At 69.6% G+C, this 6,000-nt stretch carries 6 protein-coding genes; 2 read left to right on the forward strand and 4 right to left on the reverse strand.

What is annotated here, in order from left to right; translation table 11 throughout:
• Window positions 1-243: 243 nt before the first annotated feature.
• Window positions 244-549 carry a hypothetical protein gene (locus ACWDU1_RS08315; protein WP_449996721.1) on the forward strand — a complete coding sequence of 102 codons (306 nt, stop codon included), beginning with the start codon at window positions 244-246 and terminating at the stop codon, window positions 547-549.
• 93 nt (window positions 550-642) lie between these two features.
• Here the strand turns inward: ACWDU1_RS08315 and ligD are convergent, their stop codons facing one another.
• The 3 genes from ligD to ACWDU1_RS08330 form a co-directional block, all read right to left on the reverse strand.
• On the reverse strand, window positions 643-1,602 hold the full coding sequence (ligD, locus tag ACWDU1_RS08320) for a non-homologous end-joining DNA ligase (protein WP_449996724.1): 960 nt from the start codon (window positions 1,600-1,602) through the stop codon (window positions 643-645).
• Window positions 1,603-1,655: 53 nt separating this feature from the next.
• Window positions 1,656-3,365, reverse strand: a complete 1,710-nt coding sequence (locus ACWDU1_RS08325; RefSeq protein ID WP_449996725.1) for a serine/threonine-protein kinase — start codon at window positions 3,363-3,365, stop codon at window positions 1,656-1,658.
• 292 nt (window positions 3,366-3,657) lie between these two features.
• On the reverse strand, window positions 3,658-4,533 hold the full coding sequence (locus ACWDU1_RS08330; protein WP_449996727.1) for a helix-turn-helix transcriptional regulator: 876 nt from the start codon (window positions 4,531-4,533) through the stop codon (window positions 3,658-3,660).
• Window positions 4,534-4,634: 101 nt separating this feature from the next.
• Between ACWDU1_RS08330 and ACWDU1_RS08335 the strand changes: the two genes are divergently transcribed.
• The gene (locus ACWDU1_RS08335; protein ID WP_449996729.1) at window positions 4,635-5,390 is read left to right on the forward strand and encodes an SDR family oxidoreductase; all 756 of its coding nucleotides are present in this window, start codon (window positions 4,635-4,637) and stop codon (window positions 5,388-5,390) included.
• Between the two features lie 104 nt (window positions 5,391-5,494).
• On the opposite strand, the gene ACWDU1_RS08340 is transcribed toward ACWDU1_RS08335, so the two are convergent.
• Window positions 5,495-6,000 (reverse strand): DoxX family protein (locus ACWDU1_RS08340; protein WP_449996731.1); only part of this gene is annotated, 506 nt, incomplete at its 5' end.

A 6,000-nucleotide genomic window follows, 5' to 3' on the forward strand; every position in this document is an offset into this window, starting at 1 on the left:
CAGCCAGAAACTCGGATCAGAAAGCCGCCCAACGAGATCCCCATCCCAGGTGCGAACTGGTTCGACATTACCGCGATTCATCAGGCGATCAAGCGGTAGGGACGCGATGTCGTCTTCTGGCCACCGGGCCCAGCATCCATCCCGACGGAGAGTCGCAACGATGACATGTGACATGCGCGCGTGGGCCGGAAAACCCCGCGACCGGTCGATATCCGGTGTCCGGTGCCGCGAGGTCGAGGCCCGATGACGCCGCCGGTCGCGTTCGGCTGGATCGATGTGGATATCAGCCGGTCGTGGGAGTGGGAATGCGCCCAGGTTCAACGGCTGGCGCGGCGATTGGGGTATCGGCTGGTCTGGGCGAGGGCGGAATCCGTCCTACCGGTCGCCGAACAGGCTCGCAGTGCCGGCGCCGAGGCGGTGATCGTGCCGGCGCCCGACCATCTGGGCCCGATCGCTCTGAACGCGGTCATGGGTGTCGCCGATGTCGAAATCGTGCTCCCGCGACTGAGTTTCGCCCGCTGGCGTCTGACCGAAGGCGTCCGGCCGTGAGCGCGGCGGTGGTGGCCGGATATGTGATCGCGATAGGGCTGCCGCTGGGAGTGATCGCGGCGACGATCTGGTGGCCACGGTGACCGGCCGCCGCTAATTCTCCGTATCCGCGTCCTCGTCGAGGTTCACCTCGTCGCGATCGGCCCATTCGATCAGCGTGGCCAGGTCGAAGACCGCGTCGTCGATACCGGCGTGCAGGTCGCCGAGGCGGCGATAGCGGTCGGGGACGGTGGCGATGGTGAAATCCCGGGGATGGAGATCGGGGATCTCGTCCCACCCCACCGGCGTGGATACGGTCGCCGCCGGGACCCCGCGCACCGAGTAGGCGGCGGCGATGGTGTGATCGCGGGCGTTCTGGTTGTAGTCGACGAACAGCAGCCGCGGATCGCGGTCGCGGCGCCACCACGTGGTGGTCACATCGTCGGGGGCGCGGCGCTCCACTTCTTTCGCGAAGGCCAGGGCCGCGCGCCGGACCTCCTGGAAGCCGTACTCGGGTGCTATCCGGACATAGACGTGCAGCCCGCTGCCGCCGGAGGTCTTCGGCCAGCCCACCGCGCCGATCTCGTCGAGCACCTCCCGCACCACCCCGGCCACCCGCTGCACCCGCGACCACGGGCAGTCCGGCATCGGGTCCAGGTCGATCCGCCATTCGTCCGGGCTCTCGGTATCGGCGCGCCGGGAGTTCCACGGATGAAACTCCACTGTGGACATCTGTACCGCCCACACCACATCCGCCAATTCCCGCACACAGAGTTCGTCGGCGTGCCGGTTGTAGCGGGGAAAGAACACCCGCACCGTGGGCACCCAGTCCGGCGCCCCGGCCGGCAACCGCTTCTGATGCACCTTGTCGCCCGCGAGTCCCTTCGGGAACCGGTGCAGCATGCAGGGCCGGTCCCGCAGCGCGTTGACGATCCCGTCGCCCACGCTCAGGTAGTACTGCACCAGATCCAGCTTGGTTGCCCCCGATTCCGGGAAATACACCCGGTCGGGGTTCGAGATCCGCACGACGCGATCCCCGACCTCGAGCTCCACCGCGCCCGTGCTGCCGCCCATGGTCCGACGATAGCCCCGCGGCCCCGGACCTGCCGTCCGACGCGCGCCGCCGGTCACTTCCCGAACGGGGCCCGTTTCCACCATTGGTTCAGCAGTGCGTCGACCGTATGGCCCGGCCACCGGGCCACGACCACGAACCGGGTGTAGGCGGGGCCGGGGAAGTAGGTCCACACGTAGGTCGAGGTGTGGGTATCGCGGTGGTAGTCCACGCCCGCGCAGGTGACCACCCGCAGGGTCTTCCCTGTTCTCGGGTGGTCCATGTTCTGGTCACGGGGCTGGCAGCCCTCGGACATGGTGGTGATCAGCTGGTCGAGCCCGCGACCGGCCTGCGCCGTCCCGGCGCGGTCGAGAATATCGAAACTCAGTGTGTCGGTGCCGTTCTCTTCCATCGGGAGATAGCAGGAGATCCGGGCGAAATCGCGGTAGGCGCGTCGCTCCGCGGATCCCGGATCGTTCTCCGTACAGGTCGCGCCCTGCCAGCCGGTGTTCCCGTTCTTATCGCCGACCAGGGCCGGGAAGGCGGCCGCCGCGGCCTGGTGCCGCCCGTCCCATCCGGGTGTCGAGGCCGCGCCGGGTGCCGCGGCCTCGCCGGATACCGGAGCGGAATCGCGCGCGCCGCCGCCCGAATCCGCGCCGGCGATCAGGAACCCGGCCACGGCGATGACCACCGCTACTGCGGCCGCCACGGCGACGACCAGCGGGGAGGTGCGCCGGTACCGACGTTCTGCCGCATCCGGCGTAGTCGCCGCCGATACCGCGGTCGTATCGGTCGGCGCGGGGGAGCGGGGCCGATCCTCCGGTGCCCGGGCGGGCGGGGTGGCCGGTGATGCCGCGGGCGGGCCCGGCGACGACGTTGTGGGTGGGGTGGATGCCGAGACCGCGGTCGTATCCGCCGGCGTCAGCGCCCGTGGCGTCGTCGCCGAACCCGGCGGGATCGGCAGCGCCAGCGCCCGGTGCGCGTCGGCGATGAACTCCGCGCAGGTGGGGTAGCGGTCGTCGGGCTGTTTCGCCAGCGCTTTCGCGAACACCCCGTCCAGCACCTGCAACCGCGGAACCAGATCACCCGGCAGCATGGGCGGGGAATACACATGGGCGTGGGCCAGCGCGATCGGTTCGCTCACCGGATACGGCGGCTGCCCGGTGAGCAGGACGAACAGGCTGCAGGCCAGGGAATACTGGTCCGCCCGGTGATCGACCTCATCGCCGGAGACCTGTTCCGGCGAGATATAGGCGGCCGTACCGGTCACCGAACCGGTTCTGGTCAACCGGCTGGTGGCGTCGCGCAGCCGGGCGATCCCGAAATCGGTGAGCAGAACGCGTTCGGGCCGGCCGGGTTCGGCTTCGGTGATCAGGAAATTGGACGGTTTGACGTCGCGGTGCAGCACTCCGGCCCGATGGGCGTGGTCGAGGGCGTCGGCGATATGCGCGCCGATCCGCAACGCGCGGTCCGGCTCGATCCCGAGGAGGGTCGAGGCGTCGCCGCCCGGTACGTACTGCATGGCGATCCAGGGGATCTCTCCCTCGAGCCCGCGGTCGTAGATGGTGACGATATTCGGATGGTCCAGGCGGGCGGTGAGGTCGGCTTCCAGTTCGAAGCGGTGCCGGGCCTCGTCGTCGGCCATCGTGGGGTCCAGGAGTTTCAGCGCGACGGGCCGGGGCAGACGCGGGTCGGCGGCCAGATACACGATTCCCCAACCGCCCGCGCCGAGCCGATTCTCGATGGTGTATCCGGCGAATACCTCGCCGGTGCCGAGATCGTTCATCGTCCCCTCGAGTCCGGGCGATCACAGTCGAACAGCACGGTATCGCCACGATTCCGCGGTGCCGGGGCGCTGGGTTCGATCGTCATTCAGCCACGTGGTGCGGGAGTTTCCACCGTGCAGGGTAGCAGCGGCGATACGTCCGCCCCCGCCCCGGTTATCTCCCATCCGACGTGTATTTCCTTGATACCGAGAGTGTTTCGGCGGATCGGCGATTCGCCGCCCGGCGCCGGGGTGTCGCCGATCACCGCGGCGGGTCCCGGTGGGTGGGCCGTCGCGGCAGCGCGGCGGCGTCCTACCGCTCGGTCCGGGTGGAGGAGGGTTCGACGTCACGGGCCCCGACGCGGGAGTCGCCGGCGATCAGGCTGCCGAGCAGCGCCAGGGAACTCTCCGACGCCGATCCGGGCTCGGCGTGATATATGATCAGGAGCTGCCCGGGCGCGCCGTTCACCGCGAAACTCTCGTAGGACAGCGTCAGATCGCCCACCACCTCGTTGTGGAACTCCTTCACCCCCGCGGTCTTGGCCCGCACATCGTGGCGCGCCCACAGCTGCCGGAACTCTTCGCTCTTGAGCGACAGTTCACCGACGAGTTCGGTCAGACGCGGGTCGTCGAGATCGGTGCCGGCGGTGGCGCGCAGGCTCGCGACCGTCTCCTCGGCGATCCGGTGCCAATTCGGGTAGACCTCGCGGGCGCGCGGGTCGAGAAAGACCATCCGCACCTGGTTGACGCCGGGGACCGAACATTCGTTCACGGCGGCGGCCAGCGGATTGGCGGCCAGGACGTCCATATGCCGCCCCAGTACGAGGGCCGGGGTGTGCGACCAGGTGTCCATCAACCGGAGCAGACCCGGCGTCACCCGTTCCGGGCGGCGTGGTCCGCGCGAGCGGGCAGGCGCAGGCCGCGCCAGTTCCCGCAGGTGGGCAGTGCCCGCGTCGTCGAGCGAAAGCACCCTGGCCAGCGCCGCCACAACCTGTTCGGAGGGGTGTTTGTCCCGGCCTTGTTCCAGCCGGACGTAATAGTCGGCGCTGACCCCCGCGAGTAGTGCGATCTCCTCGCGGCGCAGCCCGGCGACCCGGCGCTGCCCGCCTCCCGGGAGTCCGAAGTCTTCCGGTTTGACCAGTTCACGGCGGGCCCGCAGGAACGCGCCCAACCGGTTTTCCGAAGCCATGAACCCAGGGTATGCGTGGGCCGGGCGCGCCGGGTGGCCCCGCGACTACCAGGAAGTCCGCGACCTGGCAGCCGGCGGCGCCCGGGCCGAATGTTGTGGACATGACCGATAACGAGAATCTGAACGGACGGGTGGCTGTGGTCACCGGAGCCTCGAGCGGGATCGGCGCCGCGACCGCCCGGCGGCTGGCGGCGGGCGGCGCGCGAGTGGCGCTGCTGGGCCGGCGCAAGGAACGGATCGAAGAACTCGCCACCGAGATCGGCGCCGGCGCCGTCGCGGTCGTCGCGGATGTGACCGATCGCGATTCGGTACGGGACGCGGCCGCGACTGTGCGAGCGGCGCTGGGCCCCGTCGATCTGGTGGTCGCCAACGCGGGTGTCATGCTCGGCGCGGCATTCGAATCGGCGGAGGTCGACGAGTGGGATCAGATGGTGGGCACCAATATCACCGGGCTGCTCTATACGGCGCGGGCGTTCATCGACGATCTGCTGGCGGCGGCGGGTGCGGGCCGGGTGGCCGACCTGGTGCTGGTGGGTTCGGTCGGGGGGCACGGGATCTTCCCCGAATACGCGGTGTATTCCGCGACCAAAGCCGCGGTGGCTCACCTGACCCGTAATCTGCGAGCCGAATTCGGTCCGCGCGGCCTGCGGGTGAAGAACATCGAACCGGGATTCGTGGGCACCGAACTGGGCGCCGGTATGAGCGATGCGAAACAGCTTGCGCAGCTGGAGGAGTGGCGTACCGGGTTCACCATTCTCGAGCCCGGCGATATCGCCGATGCCGTCGCGTTCGCCACCTCGGTGCCGGCGCGGCTGAACGTGGCCGAGTTGATCCTGGTCCCGACTCCGCAGGGCTGATGCCACCCGCTGTCCCGCGCAGGGCCCGCTCCTGCGGGAGCGGGCCCTGTTCATCCGGGGGTTTCAGTGCCCACCGGAGTCCGCGTGCCGGGTGGCCACGGGATTCAGTGTGCCGCGGCGACGGGCCGGGTGACCGCGCTGTCGCGGTTGCGCCCCGGGACGGGCAGCGCTTGCGCGACCCACAGCGCCAGGCCGAAATACACGATCTGTTCCGGGATCCGGAACCACAGCGGTGTGGCCGGATCGCCGTTGAGCGGGATGTCCTCCAGGGCCGCATGAATATTGGCCGGAATCATCACCACGAGCAGGACGGCCAGGCCGATCCCGGCCCAGCGCCGGGTGGCGGCGAAGACCAGCCCGGCCGCTCCGGCCAACTCCAGGACACCCGTCGCGTAGACGGCGAAATCGGCGAACGGGATGGCCGGGGGCACCATCGCCACCAGGTCGTTGTGGCTGGGCATCACGGTGACGGAGTCGGGCATGAAATGCGCGAGCCCGGTCATCGTGAACAGGAAGGCCAGGCCGTGCGCCGCGCTGACCCGCCAGGTGGCGAACCGGCGAACGCCGAACAGGCCGAGCAGGCGCAGGCCGAGAGTCGGGGCGACGAACA

Source organism: Nocardia sp. NPDC003345, from assembly GCF_053589395.1.